Source organism: Streptomyces sp. NPDC000348 (assembly GCF_042898795.1).
GTDB lineage: Bacteria > Actinomycetota > Actinomycetes > Streptomycetales > Streptomycetaceae > Streptomyces.
The window spans coordinates 251,716-271,791 of record NZ_JBIAZD010000006.1 but is presented as its reverse complement, the minus strand read 5'-3'; the positions used below and the strand labels follow the sequence as shown (position 1 = coordinate 271,791).

Genomic DNA, 20,076 nt, shown 5'->3' with positions numbered 1-20,076 from the left:
CGCCGTTCGGGCCGCGGCCGCCCCTCTGCCCCACACACAACACATCGGCACAAGAAGTCGGGTGCAAAATGACCCTCAGCCATCCGGTGGTCACGGAACCACCGTTCTCACCCCCAGACGTCTCCGTCGACCTGCTCAAGGAGCTGGCATCGGCGTTGGACGAGCTCGGTCCGGTGGTGGACACGACCCTTGAGCAGCTCACCGTCGAAGAGATGAGCTCCGCGCTCAACGCCCTCGACCCGAGGAGCCGTCAGATCACCATGCGGAATCTTAAGTTCCGCAATGTGCTGCCACGCAGCTTCGGCAGGGCACTGAGCCAGGAAGTCCTGAGACGCGTTCGGCAGCTGGGCCCGGCCCGGGAGCGCCGACACGCCGCCTCGCACCTGACCGACCGCATCTGGAACGACATCACCGTCGAGGCGCTGACGCACGCGTCCGGCCACGAGGCGGTGAACCCGGCCGAACGATGGGGAGCACGTCTCGTACGCCTCGCGCTTTTTGCGCACCTGCACGCCTCGGTCTTCGACGCACACATCGTGGTACGAGCGGCGGAGCACGGCTGGTACGGCCTGCAAGTGGCCGAAGAGGCCCGCGAGACGGTGCACGAGGTGGCCCGACGGGTCATCGAAGCAACCCCGGACTTCCAGTTCCTCCCGGAACCGCAAGAAGACGAGGGAGACGACCAACCGACGGAGGGGACGACGCCGTCGCCCGTGGTGCCGGCGCCCCGTCCGCCTCTGCACACCCCGGCAAGCGGACCGGCCCTGGCCTCCGAGACGGAGCACAGCACGCCGGGCGACCTGGACTCGGCCGAGGAAGAGCTGAGGAACGTCGTCGACCGGGCCAAGGACGCCGCGGACCGGGTACGCCTCACACTCCAGGACGGACTCCCACCCGGCGAGACCGACCTGGCGTCGTTGGAAGCCGTCCCGCCTGCTTTCGCCCGCGTACGCGCGATCCTCGACAACCTTCAGATCACCGGTGTCGGTGACCGTCTCGACGACCTGCTCGCGGCCGTGGAGGCGTTCCGCGCCACCACGGAACGCAGCGAGCGCAACGAACAGGCCCGTCGTGTTGTGAGGACGGTCCTGACCTTCGACTGCCCGCCGGACAGCGCGGTGGCTGCCGTGATCTCCGACGCCCGGCAGCGCGCCACCACGCTTCTCGCCAAGACGCAGTGGGACGAGGACGACGAGGCCGGAGCGGAAGTGCTCACGCTGCTCGTGCGCCTCGTCGAGCTGAAGGATCAGCCCAGCTCCCGGCAGACGCTGGTCGAGGTCCAGCAGCAACTGTCGCAGGCGCATCCCCCGTACGCGGTGGCGGCCGTCCTGCACGACCAGATCATCGTGTCGCCCGCGGAGCCGCCCGCCGAAGCACAGCCCGAGGACGACGGCGCCGCGATGGACACCCGCGACGACGTCGACGGACCCGAGCCCGGAGCCGACCGGGCTCTCGAGCCCGCCGTGGATGAGCCGGGCCCGGCAGTCCCGCTCGCACCCGCCGAACCGCAGGTCACCGATGCGGAGGAGGAGCCGGCTCCCGCCACCACCACCGCCCCCGACTCCGCGCCCGGTCCCCGCCCGCAGGACGTGGAGCCCACCCTCGCCCGCCTCATCGCCGAGAAGCGGTTCGGCCTCGCCGCGCACCTGTCGAGGACCGCAGGCCGGCCGGAGGCCGAATTCGCGGTACTGCGCCTGTCCGCCGCGTCGGCCCTGCTCAACCCGCGCTCCGACCGTGCCGCACGGTTCGTCGAGGACGCGTTGCGCGAGTGGGACGCCCCGGAGGAGGCCGCGGCGGGCGGACTGGAGCTGCTGCTGCTCCCGGTCCTCGTCCGGACCGCGCTGGTCACCGGGGCACCCGTCGTCGGCGCTCAGCTGAGGGCCCTGTCCCAGCACCTGCCGGACACCCTCCAGCAGGTGGCGGCGGAGGTGGCGGAACGCACGCTGAACAGCGCACTGCTGCTCGCCCCGCTCCAGTCCGTCGTCGCCGACGCGTCACAGACCGAGAGCCGTCTGCAGGACGCGGTCGAGGCATGCCGGCACCTGCTCGTGCCCCCGCGGATGCGGTTCCAGCGAGCCTCGCAGATGGTGAAGCAGTGGCTGGCGCCGAACGGCATCTTCGGCAGTGTGCTGACAGCCGTCGTCCATGGCGCCGCCGATGCGGCGGACCGCGCCGACGCCCTCCTCGAGCGTCTCGACCGGCCTTCGCGCATCGAGGACGAGATCGACCGGATGGACGCCGGACTGCGCGGCACCGGTGGCCGTGCCATCCACGGATCCGGGCGCAACAACGTGCGCCAGTTCGTGGAACGCGTACGCTCCGCGGTCTGGGAATGGCACACGGCCCAGCGCGAACTGGGAAGCGCCCGTTCGGAGGAGACGGCCTGGGCCGCCGAATCGGTAGCCGGTCTCAGGCTCTCCCTCCTGGGTCTGCGCAAGGGGGTCATGAGCGACCTGGCCACCGCCGGACGCGGCTCCCGAACCGTGGTGAGGGCCGCTGCCGCCGCCGCGGCCGAGATGCTCGAAGTGGTCTTCGACGAGCTGGAGTCGGGCACGGCGTCGGCCCTGCCCGGAGCCGAGACCGACGTGTCGGCACTGCTGGACATCGAGCTGTACAAGCTGCCCGACTGGCCTCTCGGACCGCTCACGGTGCCCGCCCTGCTCAAGGCGGTGGACCGTACCTGGGAGGACGCGATCGGCATCCAGAGCGCACGGGACGGGTTCGCCGCCGTGCGCGCCGTCCTGCACCTCGCCGAACTCGGCGTCCTGCCCGCCGCCCAGGACCTGGAGGTCTCCGGCGACCGGCTCACTCGTCTCGCCCAGGCGGAGAAGGAGCGGCACGCCGCACTCGCCGAACAGGCCCGGATGCTGGGCGCGGAACTGCGCCGTGCCCAGGCGGACGGCGCGCTGACCGACGAGCAGGACGTGAGCCTCCAGGAACTGCTCGCCGACGCCACACCTCGCACGGAGAGCGGCGAGACGCGTGAACTGTCCGCGATCCGGCGCAACCTGGACCGTGTGGCCGAGCTGCTGCCCCATTACCGCAAGGAGGCGGCCGACCGGCTGCGGGCGAGGCTCGAGGCCCTGCCCGACGTCCGGGAGGACGACCGCAGGCGCGTCCTGCACAACCTGGAGACCGACTCCCTGGCGACCGCCGCCGAACTGGTCTACTTCCTTGAACTGGGCGAATCCGTGCCGGAGATCCGTGCCGAGGACCCCCACCTGAAGTCGTTCTTCCCGGCCGTGCCCGACGCCCTGCCCGACGGCATCACCCCGGAACTGGTCAAGGCCGTCCGCTCCCGCGGGCGGTTCGGTGACGCGGCGGTGCTCGACTACTCGGTCCTGTCGGACAGCGAGGCGGAACGGGCCGCCGGCGCCCTGGAGAGATGGCGCAAGCTCGCCTCGGCCAGGGACCGGGTCAACATCAACGCGCGGGAGGACCTGAACCCGGCCCTGTCCCTCCTCGGCTTCGAGGCACGGCGGGCCAGGCCCTTGGACGACCTGCCGCGCAGGCAGGACTACCGGTTCTTCGAACTGGCCGACACCCAGGTCACCGGACGTGCCTGGGCGCCCGCCTTCGGCTCGCAGATCAAGGACCGCGGCAACAAGCTGCGGGTTCTGCTGATCTGGGGCCGGCCGGCGGCGAAGCTGCTGCTCAGCCGGGTCGCGCTGGACCCCGACGAGAGCAGCCTGCTCGTCGTGCACTTCGGCACGCTCGACAGCCGGACGCGCGCCGAACTTGCCGCCGCGTCCCGGGGCACCAAGCCCCTCCTGGTCGTCGACGACGCGGCCCTCGCCTACCTCACCGCCCACGGCAACCGGCGGGTGGACGCGGCGACCGAGACGCTGCTGCCCTTCTCCGGGGTCAACCCCTACATCAAGGAGAAGCGGGGCCAGATCGGCCGCGAGATGTTCTACGGGCGGGACCCGGAGCGCAGGAGCATCCTCGACCCGGCCGGAACGCAGATCATCTACGGCGGTCGCGGCCTGGGCAAGTCCGCGCTGCTGGCCGACGCGGGCGACCGGTTCGTGGAGCAGCGGCCTGGATCGCACCGCAGGCTCTACCTCAACCTGGACAAGATCGGCATCCGTAAGGGAACCGCCCTCGGCGCGGCGGCGATCTGGGCCACCCTGGACCAGGAGCTGGTCAGAGAGGGGGTGCTGGAGGAGCCCCGCCGCAGGGGACCGAAGGTGGAACCCTGGCAGCGGGTGACGGCCGGCATCGCCAAGTGGCTGGAGCAGGACGCCGACCGGCGGCTGCTGATCCTCCTCGACGAGTGCGACCGCTTCTTCGAGGCCGATGTCCCCGACTGCACGGAGACACGCCGACTGCGTGGTCTGGGGGAGGACTCCCGGGGCCGGGCCAAGGTCGTCTTCGCCGGCCTGCACTCCGTACAGCGCTTCACCCGGCTGGCCCGTAACGGGCCGTTCAGTCACCTCGCGCAGACCCCCACGGTCGTCGGGCCGCTCACCCCGCAGTTCGCCGCGGACCTGATCGTCCGCCCGATGCGGGCCCTCGGCTTCGAGTTCGCCGACGTGGACCTGGTCAACCGGGTCCTGGGGTTCTGCTCCTACCAGCCCTTCCTGCTCCAGATCTTCGGCAGCCGGATGGTGCAGGTGATGCAGGACAAGCGGGCACGCCAGCCGCTGACACCTCCGCCGTACACCATTCAGACGTCCGACGTGGACGAGGTGGAACGGGACCCGTCGCTGCGTTCCGACATCAACGCGGCCTTCAAGGACACGCTCGCCCTCGACGACCGCTACAACGTCGTCGCCAACGTCCTCGCCCAGCACGCGCGCGAGAACGGCCTGGAGACCAGGCTCAGCGACCGGGAACTGCGCGACGAGTGCGCCGGCTGGTGGCCGCAGGGCTTCGCCCAGCTGGACAGCGAGGGGTTCCGCGCCTACCTGCAGGAAATGGTGGGCCTGGGAGTTCTGGCACCGAACCACGACGGACAGGGTTGGCACCTGCGCGGTCCCAACGCCCTGCGCATGATCGGTACCGCTCAGGAGATCGAGATGCGCCTGCTGGGCGCCGAGCGGGAGTACCGTCTGGAGGAGACCGCCGTCCTGGAGAGCCGTCCCGGCCTCGACGACGGCCGGCGTTCCGCGCCCTTGACGATCAACCAGATCGATTTCCTCCTCGGTAAGGGCGGCAACCAGGTACGTGCCGTGCTCGGTACCCGCGCGACGGGCATCGGCGATGTCCAGCGCACGTTGTGGGACGTGGGCCGTGTCGCGGGCTGGACCCTGCCGCCGATCGGGAACGCCAACACCTACCGCCGGGAACTGGTGGCGGGCCGGGCCGGCGAACGACGCCTGCTGGTCAGCGACCTCGGCCTGGGCAGTGAGAAATCCTGCCGTGAGTCGCTGGCGCTGGCCAGGACGGACCTGCCCACCGCTTCCGGTGCCACCCGGTCCGTGGTCCTGGTGTCGAGCGGTGATCAGCTCGGCTTCTGGCGCGACCTGCTCGACGGCGCCGAGGGAGACCACGAGGCCGGTGACGACACCGTGGTGGTCCTGCGCCGCTACGACCACCGTGGCCTGAGGGACTGGACGCAGTACCACACCGCCTACGAGACGGAGGAGCGGCTGGAGCAGTTGGCGGCCGTCACCGGCGGCTGGCCGGTCCTGCTCGACAAGGTCCTGAAGCTTCGTGAGTCCCACCGGGACCAGGACCGGGCGGTCCGGGAACTGAAGGAGTGGCTCGGCCGCCGGGAAGGCGCGCGGGATTTCGTCGGGGCGGTCGGCCTGTTGAGGGACGACTCCGGTGCCGGCGACGATCCGGCCGACCCGTACACCATGGTCAGGACCGGGTACGACGCGGTCGTCGAGGAGCTCGGCACCGGGTGGAACCCCGCCGCCGACTGTGAGACGGCCATCGAGCTCGCCGGCCTCGCTCCCGACGACGCACGATGGGCGCTCACCTGCCTGGAGACCCTCCAGGTCTTCGACCGGGACGGCGCACGGCTGCGCGTCGAGCCGGTTCTCCACACGGCTCTGAGCATCATGGACGCCGGGGAGTGATCCGCCCGTGAGTGGGGTGCCGGGACAGACCACTGACCCGGCACCCCACTCCGGCAGGCCCACACCTGACGCACTTCCTGCAGGTCACCCGCACGGAGTTCGGTGACGCCAGGTAACCTCGGAGCCAACGTCAACGCGGCCCGACGGGCTTCCGCTCCACCCCGGTGGAGTTTCGAAGGACACGCCCCCACCCGCACGAGTACTTCGTGCTGCCTGGGGGAAGTCCTTGCTGTTCCGCGCGTCCGCGAAAACGGTCGCCGTCATGGCGTTCGACGGTTCGCTGTTCCTGCACCTCACCGACCAGTTCGTCCACATGCACGGCTACCGGCCCGGTACCTCGGAGGCGCGCTCCTGGGAGCGCAGCATTCCCGTCCTGGCCGCCGCGCTCAACGATGCCGGTCTGGGCGATGTGGAGATGATGCTGGAGTACGCCCTCCCGCTGAACAGCAAGCGTGCCGACGTCGTCCTCGCGGGCGTGCACCCCTCCACCGGGGAGCCGTCGTACGTCGTGGTGGAGCTGAAACAGTGGAGCGAGGTCCTGCCCCACGAGGACGATCCCACCCTGTGTCACGTCGAGCGCTACACCCACCCCGTCCTCAACCCCATCGAGCAGGTGCGCCGCTACTGCGACTACCTGGTGAACTTCAACGGAGCGGTGGCCGAGCACGGGCACCGGGTCAGTGGGGTGGCGTTCCTGCACAACGCCACGGAGTTCGGCGTGGCCGGTCTGCGGGAGATCGAGCGCGACGATCGCGGACTGCTGTTCACGGGGCAGCGCCGCGGCGAATTCCTCGACCACCTCCGTTCGAAGCTGAGCGACAGGCATTCCGGTGTCCGGGCGGCGGACGAACTGCTCTCGGGTGTCACGGTGCCGTCGAAGCAGCTCATGTCCGTGGCCGCCGTGGAGGTGCGCGAACGCCAGCAGTTCGTGCTGCTCGACGAGCAGCAGGTCGCCTACCGCATGGTGCTCAACGCGGTGGAGAAGGCCAAGCGGGCGGACCGGAAGGAGATCGTCGTCGTCACCGGCGGCCCCGGCACCGGCAAGAGCGTGATCGCCCTCCAACTGCTCGGTGAGCTGTACCGGCGTGGGATGCCGGCCCTGCACGCCACCGGTTCCCAGTCGTTCACCAAGACGATGCGGAAGGCCGCCGGCTCCCGCAAGCGGGAGGTGCAGGACCTGTTCAAGTACTTCAACAGCTTCATGACCGCCGAGGCGAACAGCCTGGACGTGCTGATCTGTGACGAGGCCCACCGCATCCGGGAGACATCGGCCAACCGCTACACGCGTGCCGAGCACCGGACCGGCAAGGCCCAGATCGACGAACTGATCGACGTCGCCCACGTGCCCGTCTTCCTCCTCGACGAGCACCAGGTGGTGCGGCCGGGTGAGATGGGCACCGTGGCCGACATCAAGGCGGCGGCGGCCAGACGGGACATCCCCTGTCACGTCGTCCCGCTGGAGAGCCAGTTCCGCTGCGGCGGCAGCGACGCCTACCTGCGCTGGGTCGTCCGGCTCCTCGGCCTCGAACCCGGCGGCCCGGTCGTCTGGGAACCCGACGACCGCATGCACCTGCTGGTAGCCGACAGCCCGCAGGAGATGGAGGCCTTCCTCGAGTCCCGCCGGGCACAGGGTTACGGCGCCCGCATGTCCGCCGGCTACTGCTGGCGCTGGTCCCCCGAGCCCAAGCCGGGCCATCCGCTTTCGCTGGACGTCGTCATCGGCGACTGGGCCCGCCCGTGGAACCTGCGGGGCGAACGCTCGGTCTCGGGTGCGCCCCCGGCCGCCCTGTGGGCCACCGACCCGGCCGGCTTCGGTCAGGTCGGCTGTGTCTACACCGCCCAGGGCTTCGAGTACGACTGGTCCGGCGTCATCATCGGCCCCGACCTGCTGTGGCGCGGCGACCGCTGGGTCACGGACCGCACCGCCTCGAAGGACCCGGTCTTCAAGAAGTCCACCCCGGACGCCGACGTGGACCGACTGATCCGCAACACCTACAAGGTGCTGCTGACGCGGGGCATGGTCGGCACGGTCGTGTACTCGACGGACCCGGAGACGCGGGAAAAACTCAGGGAGTTGGCGGGCGGACGACTGGATCAGCGAGTTTCCACGGTGTGACCCGAGGCCCGTCTACGCCACGGAGCACACGATCCGGCCATGATGGCTACGCTTCGCGTCGGCCACGGCCGCATCGTCGTCCGTAGGACGGCTGGTCTCCCTAAGATCCCGAGTACTGATTGCGGCCCGACGGGCTTCCTCACGAGGACATGCCCCCACCCGCACGATCACTCGTGCTCTGGGGGACCCACCTCGTGTCCATGCTCCTGCTGCGGCTGGCAGCACAGGATCTGCTGACCTTGAACTCGAGGCGCCGTATGGTGCCGCACCTGGCCGCCCGATGGCGGCACTTCCGAGGCGCCGACGCATCGCTGTCGGAACGGTCCGCGTGGGCCGAGAGCCTCGTCCACCTCGCGGAGGACCTGGTCGCCGCCGGCCGTGGGAACGTGGAGATGATCGTCGAGTGTGCCGCCACCCTCGACGAGGCCGACCGCCCCGGCGACCCCAGGCTCATCGATGTCGTCCTCGTGGGCCATCATCCCGACGACAGGCGGCTGTCCGTCCAACTGGTCGAGCTGAAGCGCTGGTCGACGGTGACCAGGGTGGAGCGAGCCACGGCGGAACTGGTCCACGTACCGGGGATGGGCAGGAAGAAGCACCCCGCCCTGCAGTTGCGCGAGTACTACGAGGCGTTCACGGGCGGCAGGGGACCGCTGCACGGACTGGACTTCGAATGCGGCGGGTTCGCCTACCTGCACAACGCCACCGCCGCCTCCGTCCGGCCCCTGGTCGACGTGGACGCCCCGACCGGCGCCTACGCCGTCGTCTACACGAACGACCGGCGCGAGCAGTTGCTCTCCGACCTCCGCAGGCACTTCGCCGACGCAGGGGGCGCCTCCGCGGCCGAGATACTGCTGCAGAACATGGGCTTACGCAACACACCCCTGCTCGACGCCATGATCCGCTCCCGCGGTGAGGACACGGTCTTCACCCTGCGCGGCCGGCAGAAGAAGGTCGCCGACCAGATCCTGGACACCGCGGCCAAGGTCCTCCCGGACCCGCGGCGCCCCGCCCTCCTGCCGGACGAGCGGCGCGTGGTCTTCCTGGTCACCGGCGGTGCCGGTACGGGGAAGAGCGCCATCGGCCTCCAGATCAAGGCGGAGCTGGAGGCGGGCGGCCACACGGTCAAGTACGCCAGCGGCAGCAGGGCCTTCAACGGCGCGATCCAGGAGCACGTCGGCTACGGGGACCGGGAGTTCAGGGAGAGCTTCACCTACTTCAGCAACTTCGTCACCCCGCCGGAACCGCCCCTGGACGTGCTGATCTGCGACGAGGCGCACCGCCTGCGGGAACGCTCGACCAACCGCTTCTGGAAGCCCGAACACCAGGGCACCAAGCCCCAGGTCGACGAACTCCTCGACGCGTCCCGTCTGACGGTGTTCTTCCTCGACGAGGGCCAGACCGTGCGACCGCACGAGGTCGGCACCGTCGAACTGATCAGGGACGCGGCGCAACGGTACGACGCCAGTCTCGTCCGTTATCGGCTTCGGGAACAGTTCCGCTGCGGCGGCAGCGACGCCTACATCCGCTGGGTGCGGGCCGTGCTCGGGGTGACGGACGGGGAGCCGGAGCAGTGGACGCCGGACGGCCTGATGCACGTCGAGGTGGCGGACAGCCCGGAGGAACTCGAACGGATCATCCGCACCGAGGCGCTCGCCGGAGCGTCCGCCCGCCTCGTCGCGGGATACTGCTGGCCGTGGACGAAGCCGATCGGCAAGGAGAGACGGCTGGAGGCCGACGTGCGGATCGGTGACTGGCACAGGCCCTGGAACGCGGACAGCGCCGCCTTCTGCGAGGACGGGGCACCGCCGTGCAGGATCTGGGCCGTGCACGAGAAAGGGCTTGATCAGATCGGCTGCGTGTACACGGCCCAGGGTCTCGAGTGGGACTGGTGCGGCGTGATCATGGGGGAGGACATGGTGCGCCGGGACGGCCGGTGGGTCTTCCGCCGGGGCAAGGAGCGGAAGGATCCGGAGACCGGCGTCAAGCGCGTCGCCGTTCCGGGCTCGTTCGACCCCAAGGTGAAGGCGGGCAGCGTCGACGAGGAGGAGTTCTCCCGGCTGGTCCGCCACGCCTACCACGTGCTGATGACCCGGGCGAGCCGGGCGACGGTGCTCTACTCCACGGACGAGGAGACCCGGAACTACCTGAAGGACATGGTCGGCGAGGTCCAGGTCCACGGGCTGCGGCCCACGTGGGAGAACCTCCCGGAGGAGGCACGCGTGCCGCACCTGCCCCGGCCGCGCCGAGGGCGGCGCTCCCGCCGGAAGCGTCAGAGCACGGGCCCGCACCCGTCCGACCTGTACCTGTTCTGACGCGCACCGCCTGCATGCGGAGTGGCGGGCTCTCCGGGCCCGCCACAGGCCTGCTCAGAGGAACAGGCGCGCTGCCGCCACCAGGGCCGTCACCACGAGCTGGGTGACGACCCCCGCGGCGACGTCGACCAGGATCTCGCGAAGCCGGTGACGACGTGCAGGCTTGTACTCAACGGGGTTCATGGATGTCCACTCCTTGGCGTGAGCTGGGAATGGCGGGACCGCCCTTCCGGGCATCCGCAGTCACGCCGCGTGCGACACGCAGCGGAAACCACTCGTCAGTCACGGCCGGGGACCGGCACCTGAACACCGCCGACGTACCCTCCGGGAAGGTGCGCAGCGGACCACCACGCTAGTGCAGCGGTGGGTTCACATGGTTTCTTTTCGGCCGATGTCGGGCGGCCCGGCTTCCGAGTGGACCCGCGGGCGAAGGCGGTGGGGAAGTCACGTGCCTGCGAAGCCTGTCGCAGTGTGGCTCCAGGCAGGGGGAGGAGTCGGACGCGTCACCTTTTTCGGGGTGGAGGTGATTTTCGTGAGGGTGGAGGAAAAGGGCCGGCCTGCCTCATCGTCGGTCGCGTGGTTCCGCACACCTGATTCCGAGCGTGCGGGCGTATGTCCTATAGTCCCGTCCTTCACCGCCTCTTCTCATGTCACATGCAACCACTAGGATGCGCAGCGAGGGTCTGACCATGGGGAACGGCGGTCCTTGAGGGACACGAGGAGTGGGGAACAGGCATGCGGGAAGGCCGGTGGGTCACGGTCACCGAGTCCGAGTTCGAGCACGAACGCCGCGGCCTGGAGGCGATCCGGGAGAAGCTGCCGGACTCCGACCCCTGGCGTGCCTGGTCGAACTTCACCTTCACCGCGAACACCGGCCACGTCCGCGAGGTCGACCTGCTGGTCGTCGCCCCCGGCGGCCTGTGCATGATCGAGCTGAAGGACTGGCACGGCTCGGTCACCTCCGAGAACGGCACCTGGGTGCAGACCACGCCCGGCGGCTACCGCCGTACGCACGGCAACCCGCTGCACCTGGTCAACCGCAAGGCCAAGGAGCTGGCCGGCCTGCTCGCCCAGACCGGCGCCAGGCGGGTCTGGGTCGCCGAGGCCGTCTGCTTCACCGACAACAGCCTGCGCGTCCGGCTGCCCGCCCACGACCAGAACGGCGTCTACACCGTCGACGAACTGGTCGACATGCTCAAGCAGCCCGCGCGCGACGAGCGGCGCCGCATCACCGCGATCGGCTCGCGCGAAGTCGCGGCGGCCCTGGCGAACATCGGCATCCGCAAGAGCGACGCCCAGTACAAGGTCGGCCCGTACGAGCTGGAGCGGAAGTCCTTCGAGTCCGGGCAGACCTGGGCGGACTACCTCGCCCGCCACAGCGACCTGCCCGAGGCCGCCCGCGTGCGGATCTACCTCAGCGAGCGCGGCTCCGACGCCTCCCTGCGCCAGTCCGTGGAGAACGCCGCCCGGCGCGAGGCCGCGGTGCTGGGCCGGTTCAAGCACCCGGGCGTCGTCCAGCTCAAGCAGTACTTCCCCTCCGGGCACGCCGCCGGCCCCGCGCTGATCTTCGACTACCACCCGGACACCCTGAAGCTGGACGAGTACCTGGTCCAGTACGGCGAGAAGCTGGACATCCTCGGCCGGATGGCGCTGGTGCGCCAGCTCGCCGAGACGATGCGCTCCGCGCACGCCAGCCGCATCCACCACCGCGCGCTCGCCGCCCGCTCCGTCCACGTCGTCCCCCGCCCACGCGGCCGCAAGGGGCAGGCCGTCGGGGAGGAGGCCGCCTGGCTCACCCCGCAGCTGCAGATCTCCGACTGGCAGATCGCCACCCAGCGCAGCGGCGACTCCTCCCAGGGCCAGGGCATGACCAGGTTCGCGCCGACCGCCCTGTCCGCCATGCACCTGTCCGACGACGCCGACGCCTACCTCGCGCCGGAACTCACCGCCCTCAACCCCGACCCGGTCTACCTCGACGTGTACGGGCTCGGCGTCCTCACCTACCTGCTGGTCACCGGCAAGGCTCCCGCCGCCAGCCAGGCCGAACTGCTGGCCCGCCTGGAGGCGGGCGAGGGCCTGCGTCCCAGCTCCCTGGTGGACGGCCTCTCCGAGGACGTGGACGAGCTGGTGCAGGCCGCCACCGCCTACCGCCCCGGCCAGCGCCTCTCCAGCGTCGACGAGTTCCTGGAGTTGCTGGAGGTCGTCGAGGACTCCCTCACCGCCCCCGCCGCCGCCCTCGACGGGCACGCCGAGGACGAGACCGGGGCGGGCACCGACAAGGACCCGCTGGAGGCCGTCGCCGGCGACGTGCTCGCCGGCCGGTGGGAGGTCCGCCGCCGTCTCGGCACCGGCTCCACCAGCCGCGCCTTCCTCGTCCGCGACCTGGAGGCGGAGAACCGCAGGACGCGCCCGCTGGCCGTGCTGAAGGCCGCCCTCTCCGACAGCCGCGGCGAGATCCTCGTCCGTGAGGCCGAGGCCATGGGCCGCCTGCGCCCCCACTCCGGCATCATCCGCCTCGTCGAGCCCGAGCCGCTGCTCATCGCAGGCCGCACCGTCCTGGCGTTGGAGTACGTCGGCGACGAGCGCGACGACGACGCCCAGGGCGCCGAGGGCGCGAACCGCCCGCGCCGCCGCGAGGAGACCGTCGCCCGCCAGCTCCGCGAGCACGGCCGCCTCCCGGTCGACCAGCTGGAGGCGTACGGCGACTACCTCTTCGGCGCCGTCGACTTCCTGGAGGGCGAGGGCGTCTGGCACCGCGACATCAAGCCCGACAACATCGCCGTCCGCGTCCGACCCAACCGCACCCGCGAACTGGTCCTCATCGACTTCTCGCTGGCCGGCTACCCGGCCAAGAGCACCGACGCGGGCACCGACGGCTACCTCGACCCCTTCGTCGACGTCATCACACGCGGCTCCTACGACTCGCACGCCGAGCGGTACGCCGTCGCCGTCACCCTGCACCAGATGGCCTCCGGCGAGCTGCCCAAGTGGGGCGACGGCAGCGTCCTGCCCCGCATGACCGACCAGAAGGAGTGGCCGCACCCGACCATCGCGGCCGAGGCCTTCGACCCGGCCGTGCGGGACGGGCTCGTCGCCTTCTTCCAGAAGGCCCTGCATCGCGACGCGGGCAAGCGGTTCCCCGAGCTGAAGCCGATGCGGGACGCCTGGCGCAAGGTCTTCCTCGACGCCTCGCAGACCGTCCCCTCCAGCCACCGCACCCGCCCCGCGGCCCCCGCCGACGGGACCGCACCCGCCGAGGGCGCCGCCGCGGCGGCGATCGCGGACGCCGAGCCGGAGACCGCCGAGCAGCAGCGCGACCGCCTCGCCGCCGAGGCCGTCCTCGACACCCCGCTGACCGTCTCCGGTCTCACGCCCGCCGCCCAGTCCTTCCTCTACGGCCTGGGCCTGACGACGGTCGGCGAACTCCTCGACTACAGCCGCCGCAAGCTCGTCAACGCCCCCGGCCTCGGCGCCAAGACCCGCAACGAGGTCCAGCAGCGGCAGCGGGAATGGGGCGAGCGGCTGCGCGAGGCGCCCGTCTCCCCGCTCACGCCGAAGGGGCGGGCGGAGGCGAAGGAGGAGCTGGAGCAGCTCACCGCCGCCGAGTCCGCGCTCGTCGGACAGCTCGCGACGGGCGAGTCGGCGGGCACGCTGTCCGCCCGCACCCTGCGTTCGGTCAGCCTCGACACCCTCGCCACCGTCCTCGTGCCGGCCGTCAACAACAACGGATCCAACCGCAACAAGGCGGAGATGGTGCGGCTGCTGCTGCGCCTGCCCGACGAGCGCGGCGTCCTGCCCGACATCGGCGTCTGGCCGAAGCAGAAGGACGTCGCCGACGCGCTCGGCCTCAGTCACGGCCGCATCCCGCAGATGCTCAAGGAGGAGCGCAAGCGCTGGAAGGCGGAGCCCGCCGTCCAGGCACTGCGGGACGAGATCATCGACCTGCTGGAGAGCATGGGGCGCGTCGCCTCCGCCGTGGAGATCGCCGACGCCCTCGCGGTCCGCCGCGGCACGCACCTCGCCGGGCGCGAGCAGCGGCGCGCGATGGCCCTGGCGGCGGTACGGGCCGTCGTCGAGGTCGAGCAACTGGTGCCGCAGGAGGCCGAGTTCCAGCACCAGCCGAACCGAAAGGCGACCGACGAGTCCCTGGGCGCCGGCCTGCTCGCCCTCGACGTGCGCGAGAACGACGCCCCGGACACCCCGACCGCGCCCGGCCTGCTCGACTACGCGATGCGCCTCGGCAGGACGGCCGGCCGGCTGGCCGAGCTGGACACCCTGCCGACGGCCGCGACCGTCCTGGCCGAACTGGGCGCACTGACGGTCCCACCCGGCGCCGTCGACTGGGACGAGCGGCGCATGGTGGAACTGGCCGCCGCCGCGTCCGTGAACGCCGCCGCCACCCCGCGCCTGGAGATCTACCCGCGCGACCTGTCGCTCGTCCGGGCGCTGCGCCTCACGCAGGCCGGGCTCGTCCGCTGGATCCCGGGCGTCCCGGAGGGGCGGCAGCCCGGCCTGACCGGCGAGGACGTGCACGAGCGGGTGCGTGCCCGCTTCCCCGAGCTGGGCGTCCCGGACGGGCGCGGCGGCACGACCCACGAACTGCCGACCGGCGGCCCGCTCACCAAGGCACTGCGCGACGCGGGCTTCGAGCTGTCGCTGAGCATGCGCGAGGACACGGGCACGCTGCGCTACCTGCCGACGCGGGTGGAGGACGCCTCCAGCTACCTCACGACGGGCGCGTGGCGGCAGTCGACGCGCACGGGCACGGTGACGCGGTACGCGGACGACCCGCAGCTCGCGGGCGCGGTCCGCGCGGAGGAACGGCTGCTGGCCTCGGCCCGCCGGGACGGGTACCGGGTGCTGACCGTACGGCAGCAGCTCGTACGGGACGCGGTACGGGAACTGGGCGCCGAACGGCTGGGCGCGCAGGCGGTGTCGGTGACCGAGCTGTTCCTGGAGGCCCTGCACGGGCAGGTCACTCCGGGCACCAAGCCGACCTGGGAGACCCTGCTCAAGGCGGACGCCGCCGAGCCGGGCTCGAAGGGCGCGGTGCGGTTCGCGGAGTACGCGCGCACGGCGTGGGGCTCGGTCGAGCCCCGGATCGCCGAGCTGCTGGGCGACGGCGGCGGCGGTGCGGGTCCCGTCCTGCTGACGGAAGCCGGGGTGTTCGCCCGGTACGACGCGATGGGCGTCCTGGACCGGCTGGCGTCGGCGGCCCGGCGGGGCGGGCGGGGGCTGTGGCTCCTGGCCCCGCAGAACGACCCCTCGCGCGAGCCCCGGCTCGGGCAGGTGGCCGTGCCGTACCAGGCCGGCCTGGGGGAGTGGATCCAGCTTCCGGACACGTGGGTGGGCAACCGCCATCGCGGGTCCGGCGAGGTTGTGGCAAGTGGTGTCGAGGGAGACGCGAAGTGATCGACCGCAAGGCTCTGTTGGACGACCTGAAGCAGCAGGTCAAGGCGGTCGAGGCCGACCTCGGCAAGCAGGTGAGGGCGCTCGGTGAGGTCGGTGCGCGGCTGCGGGCCGAGTACGACCAGGCGCGCAAGCTGGGGCGTACGGCGGCGACGTGGAACTCGTGGCTGGACGAGCGGGTCACGCAGGTCGCGGTGGCGTGGGTACTGGGGACTGTGTTCGTGCGGTTCTGTGAGGACAACCGGCTGATCCCGGAGCCGTACCTGACGGGGCCGGACGGGGATCGGCGCGAGCTGGCGGAGGCGCGCTACGACGCGTACGTGGAGTCGGACGAGGATCCGACGTACCGGGGGTGGCTGGAGAAGGCGTTCGACGAGCTGGGGCAGGGGCAGGCGGGCCGCCTCCTCTTCGACAAGCGGCACAACCCGCTGTACCAGATCCCGCTGTCGCATGACGGTGCGCGCGAGCTGGTCGAGTTCTGGCGGGGGCGCGACGAGGCGGGCGTCCTCGTCCACGACTTCACCGACCCGCTGAACGGAGACGGGACCGAGGGCTGGGACACGCGCTTCCTGGGTGATCTGTACCAGGACCTGAGCGAGGCCGCACGGAAGACGTACGCGCTGCTCCAGACACCGGAGTTCGTGGAGGAGTTCATCCTTGACCGGACGATGAATCCTGCGGTGCGGGAGTTCGGGTACGAGGAACTGAAGATGATCGACCCTACGTGCGGGTCGGGGCACTTTGTGTTGGGGGCGTTTCGGCGGTTGGTGCGGCTTTGGGCTGAAGGGCAGCCCGGGCACGATGTGCACGAGCGGGTGCGGGCGGCGCTGAACTCGGTGCACGGGGTGGACGTCAATCCGTTCGCGGTGGCTATTGCGCGGTTCCGGTTGTTGGTTGCGGCTATGGCGGCGAGCGACGTCCGGTCCTTGACTCAAGCGTCGAAATACGAGTGGCCAATCAATCTTGCGGTAGGGGACTCGCTTATCAAGGCGCGGCAATTGGGTCTCTTTGATAGCGAGGATGAGCTAGCTGAGTTCGTTTATGCTACGGAGGATGTGCAGGCTTACCCGGAGATCCTTCAGCAAGGGCGATACCACGTGGTGGTCGGTAACCCGCCATATATTACGGTAAAGGATAAAGGGCTCAATTCTCTTTATCGAGAGCTGTATGACGCTTGTGCGGGCGCCTATGCCCTGTCGGTCCCGTTTGCTCAGCGTTTTTTTGAGCTGGCGCGGCGAGGCGATGAGCAGGGGCACGGATGCGGTCTGGTCGGTCAGATCACTGCAAGTTCCTTCATGAAGCGAGAGTTCGGTGCCAAACTGATTGAGGAGTATTTCGCTCACAGGGTCGAATTGACGGAAATCATTGACACTTCGGGTGCATATATCCCTGGCCATGGGACGCCTACCGTGATCTTGGTTGGCAGGCCGGTCTCTGGCGCGCTGCGGTCGCGAACAATTCGTACCGTTCGAGGTGTCCAGGGTGAGCCAGGTGCACCTAAGGCCGGGCGCCTTGGCCTGGTGTGGGAAGCGATCATTAAGCAAATTGATCAACCGGGTACTGTGAGTTCCTGGGTCATGGTTGATGATTTGGAGCGTGATCGCTACTTTGCAAGGCATCCATGGATGATGGCTGCGGGGGGCGTGGAGATGGTGGAATCGCTCGAGAAAGCGGCAAAATCCACCCTCGACGCTTATATGGATGACATCGGCGCGGGCGCGGTGACTCGTGAGGATCATGCGTACATGGTGGGTGCCGGAGCTTTGCGTCGTCACCGTATCGAGAAATCCCACCAGCGACTTTTGGTGGAGGGCACTGAGGTTCGAGACTATTCCCTGCAAGATCCCGGTATGGCCGTATGGCCGTATAGCGAATTGGATCTATCTGCAGACGCGTCGGACTGCGATGTTAAGTTCCTGTGGCCTTATCGGGTTCTCCTTCAAAGTCGTGTCGCTTTCGGGAAGTCTCAGCTGGAGCGTGACCTGAAATGGTTCGAATACTCCATGTTTTTCAGGGAGCGTTACAGGGTTCCACTGTCTATCGGCTACGCCTTCGTCGCTACCCATAATCATTTCGTTCTTGATCGTGGAGGGAAAGTGTTCAGTCGTTCAGCCCCCGTGATCAAGCTTCCCCCTGGATCCTCAGAAGCCGATCACCACGCCCTTTTGGGGCTATTGAATAGTTCATCGTCCTGTTTCTGGATGAAGCAGGTGAGTCACAATATGGGCAGCACGGTCGACTCAAAAGGTGCTCGCCAAAGTACAGTTCCCTTTGACGACTTCTACCAGTTCAACAGCACTCCGCTGAAGGGTTTCCCGCTTCCTGCCGCCCGCCCCACGAGCCTTGCTGCTGTACTCGATATGGGTGCCCAGCAACTGAGCGCTACCACGCCCTTTGCGGTGGCCGCAGAATCTACGCCCAGTGCCGTCACTCTTCGCGAGGCTCGTAGGGTCTGGGAGTCCACCCGCGCCCGAATGATCGCCCTCCAAGAGGAGCTAGACTGGCAGGTCTACTCCCTCTACGACCTCCACTCCGAAGATCTTCGCGTCTCCGAGGACCCCGAGGATCCCAATATCCCCGAACTCGCCCTTGGTGAACGCGCCTTCGAGATCGTGCTCGCCCGCCGTGTGGCTGCGGGCGAGGCCAGTGATGAGTGGTTCAAGCGGCACAACTCCACGCGCATCACGGAGATCCCCGCCCACTGGCCCGCTCCCTACCGCAAGGTCGTTCAGAAACGGATCGACGCCATCGAGTCGAACCGGGCCATCGGCATGGTTGAGCGCCCCGAGTACAAGCGGCGCTGGGCCACCGAGGGCTGGGACGTCCTTCAGGAGAAGGCGCTGCGGTCCTGGCTGCTCGACCGGATGGAGAATCGCGACCACTGGTTCGACGAGAACGGTCAGCCAACCATCCTTACCCTGGCCCGCCTCATCGACGCCCTCTCCCGTGACGAGGACTTCGTATCTGTCGCCAAGCTCTACGCGCCTCGCAAGGAACTTGCGAAGGCCGTCTTCGAGCTGGTCGTCGAGGAGCACGTGCCGTTCCTCTCCTCCCTGCGTTACAAGCCCTCCGGAATGAAGAAGCGCTCAGATTGGGAAGAGGTGTGGGACCTTCAGCGCAAGGAGGACGCCGCGCCCGACGAGCTGGCCAAGCGGAAGATCCGCGACTCCATCCCCGTGCCGCCGAAGTACACCTCGGCCGACTTCCTGCGCCCCTCCTACTGGAAGGCGCGCGGCAAGCTGGACGTGCCCAAGGAGCGGTTCATCTCCTACGGGCAGACCAACGCAGCCACCCCCGAGCTGTACGGCTGGGCTGGCTGGGACCACAAGGAGCAGGCGCAGGCGCTGGCGACGTACTTCACCAACACCGTGCTGTCCACCGAGGAGATCACGCCGTTCCTCGCCGGCCTGCTGGAACTCCAGCCGTGGCTGTCCCAGTGGCACAACGAGTTCGATATGCTCTACAGCGGCTCCCCGGCGGACTTCTTCGCCGGTTACCGCCAGCAGAAGCAGGGCGAGCACGGCCTCACGGACGACGACCTCCGTGGCTGGCGTCCTCCGGCCGCGACCCGAGGTCGTCGCGCAGCAGCGAAGAAGTAGCCAGGAGTAGATCGACATCCGTCGGTCCAGGGGCCACCCGGTGCGTGAGCGGGTGGCCCTTTGTTCGTACGCGCAGCTCCGCCCACACGGTCTTGCCCGGGGCGGCCCGGCGAGGGCTGACGCCCCAGTCGTCCGCGAGGGTGGCGACGAGGAGCAGACCCCGGCCGGACTCGGAAAGCGAGTCGGTCGCCGGGGGACTGGCCGGGGGTCGCTTCTCGTCGTGGGTGTCGGTCACCTCGATGCGGAAGGTGTCCTCGGCCAGGGTGAGTTGGACGTGGAAGTCCCGGCCGGGGACGTGGGCGTGGCGTACGGCGTTGGCAGTGAGTTCCGACGTGATGAGGGTGAGCGTCTCGTTGACCGGGGTCGTGTAGGGGTGCCCCCAGTCGTCCAGGCGATGCGAGACGAGTCGGCGGGCGAGGCGGGCACCGCGCGACGTCGAGGTGAAGCGCATGGTGAACTCGCGTTCGGGTGCGGGCTGCTGCGGCGTATGCCCATTCGGGGGAGTTTCCGACTTCATAGGGTCAACGATCACGGACTCTGCGTAGCGTTGACCAGGAGCGATGCACTGACGGGTACGGGCTGTACATGCGGTCGGCGCGCTTGTACCT

Annotated in this window: 7 protein-coding genes; 5 read left to right on the top strand and 2 right to left on the bottom strand. The window is 69.5% G+C overall.

Annotated elements, in window-relative coordinates; all coding sequences use genetic code 11:
* The first annotated feature begins 68 nt into the window (after nt 1–68).
* The 3 genes from ACFY3N_RS14915 (at nt 69) to ACFY3N_RS14905 (ending at nt 10,460) form a co-directional block, all read left to right on the top strand.
* Nucleotides 69–6,029, top strand: a complete 5,961-nt coding sequence (locus ACFY3N_RS14915; protein ID WP_390817073.1) for a hypothetical protein — start codon at nt 69–71, stop codon at nt 6,027–6,029.
* Between the two features lie 226 nt (nt 6,030–6,255).
* Complete coding sequence (locus ACFY3N_RS14910; protein ID WP_390817072.1) at nt 6,256–8,145, top strand: DNA/RNA helicase domain-containing protein; 1,890 nt, start codon at nt 6,256–6,258, stop codon at nt 8,143–8,145.
* Nucleotides 8,146–8,345: 200 nt separating this feature from the next.
* Nucleotides 8,346–10,460 carry a DUF2075 domain-containing protein gene (locus ACFY3N_RS14905; protein ID WP_390817197.1) on the top strand — a complete coding sequence of 705 codons (2,115 nt, stop codon included), beginning with the start codon at nt 8,346–8,348 and terminating at the stop codon, nt 10,458–10,460.
* Between the two features lie 54 nt (nt 10,461–10,514).
* Here the strand turns inward: ACFY3N_RS14905 and ACFY3N_RS14900 are convergent, their stop codons facing one another.
* Nucleotides 10,515–10,643: a DUF6408 family protein gene (locus ACFY3N_RS14900; protein WP_222436418.1), complete on the bottom strand. Its 129-nt coding sequence runs from the start codon at nt 10,641–10,643 to the stop codon at nt 10,515–10,517.
* Nucleotides 10,644–11,195: 552 nt separating this feature from the next.
* On the opposite strand from ACFY3N_RS14900, the gene pglW reads away from it, so the two are divergent.
* Together pglW and pglX are read left to right on the top strand one after the other, a co-directional pair.
* Complete coding sequence (pglW, locus tag ACFY3N_RS14895) at nt 11,196–15,872, top strand: BREX system serine/threonine kinase PglW (protein WP_390817071.1); 4,677 nt, start codon at nt 11,196–11,198, stop codon at nt 15,870–15,872.
* Complete coding sequence (gene pglX, locus ACFY3N_RS14890; protein WP_390817070.1) at nt 15,869–19,468, top strand: BREX-2 system adenine-specific DNA-methyltransferase PglX; 3,600 nt, start codon at nt 15,869–15,871, stop codon at nt 19,466–19,468. The genes pglW and pglX overlap by 4 nt, the downstream gene beginning before the upstream one ends.
* On the opposite strand, the gene ACFY3N_RS14885 is transcribed toward pglX, so the two are convergent.
* Nucleotides 19,395–19,985 carry an ATP-binding protein gene (locus tag ACFY3N_RS14885; RefSeq protein ID WP_390817069.1) on the bottom strand — a complete coding sequence of 197 codons (591 nt, stop codon included), beginning with the start codon at nt 19,983–19,985 and terminating at the stop codon, nt 19,395–19,397. The genes pglX and ACFY3N_RS14885 overlap by 74 nt on opposite strands.
* Between the last annotated feature and the right edge of the window lie 91 nt (nt 19,986–20,076).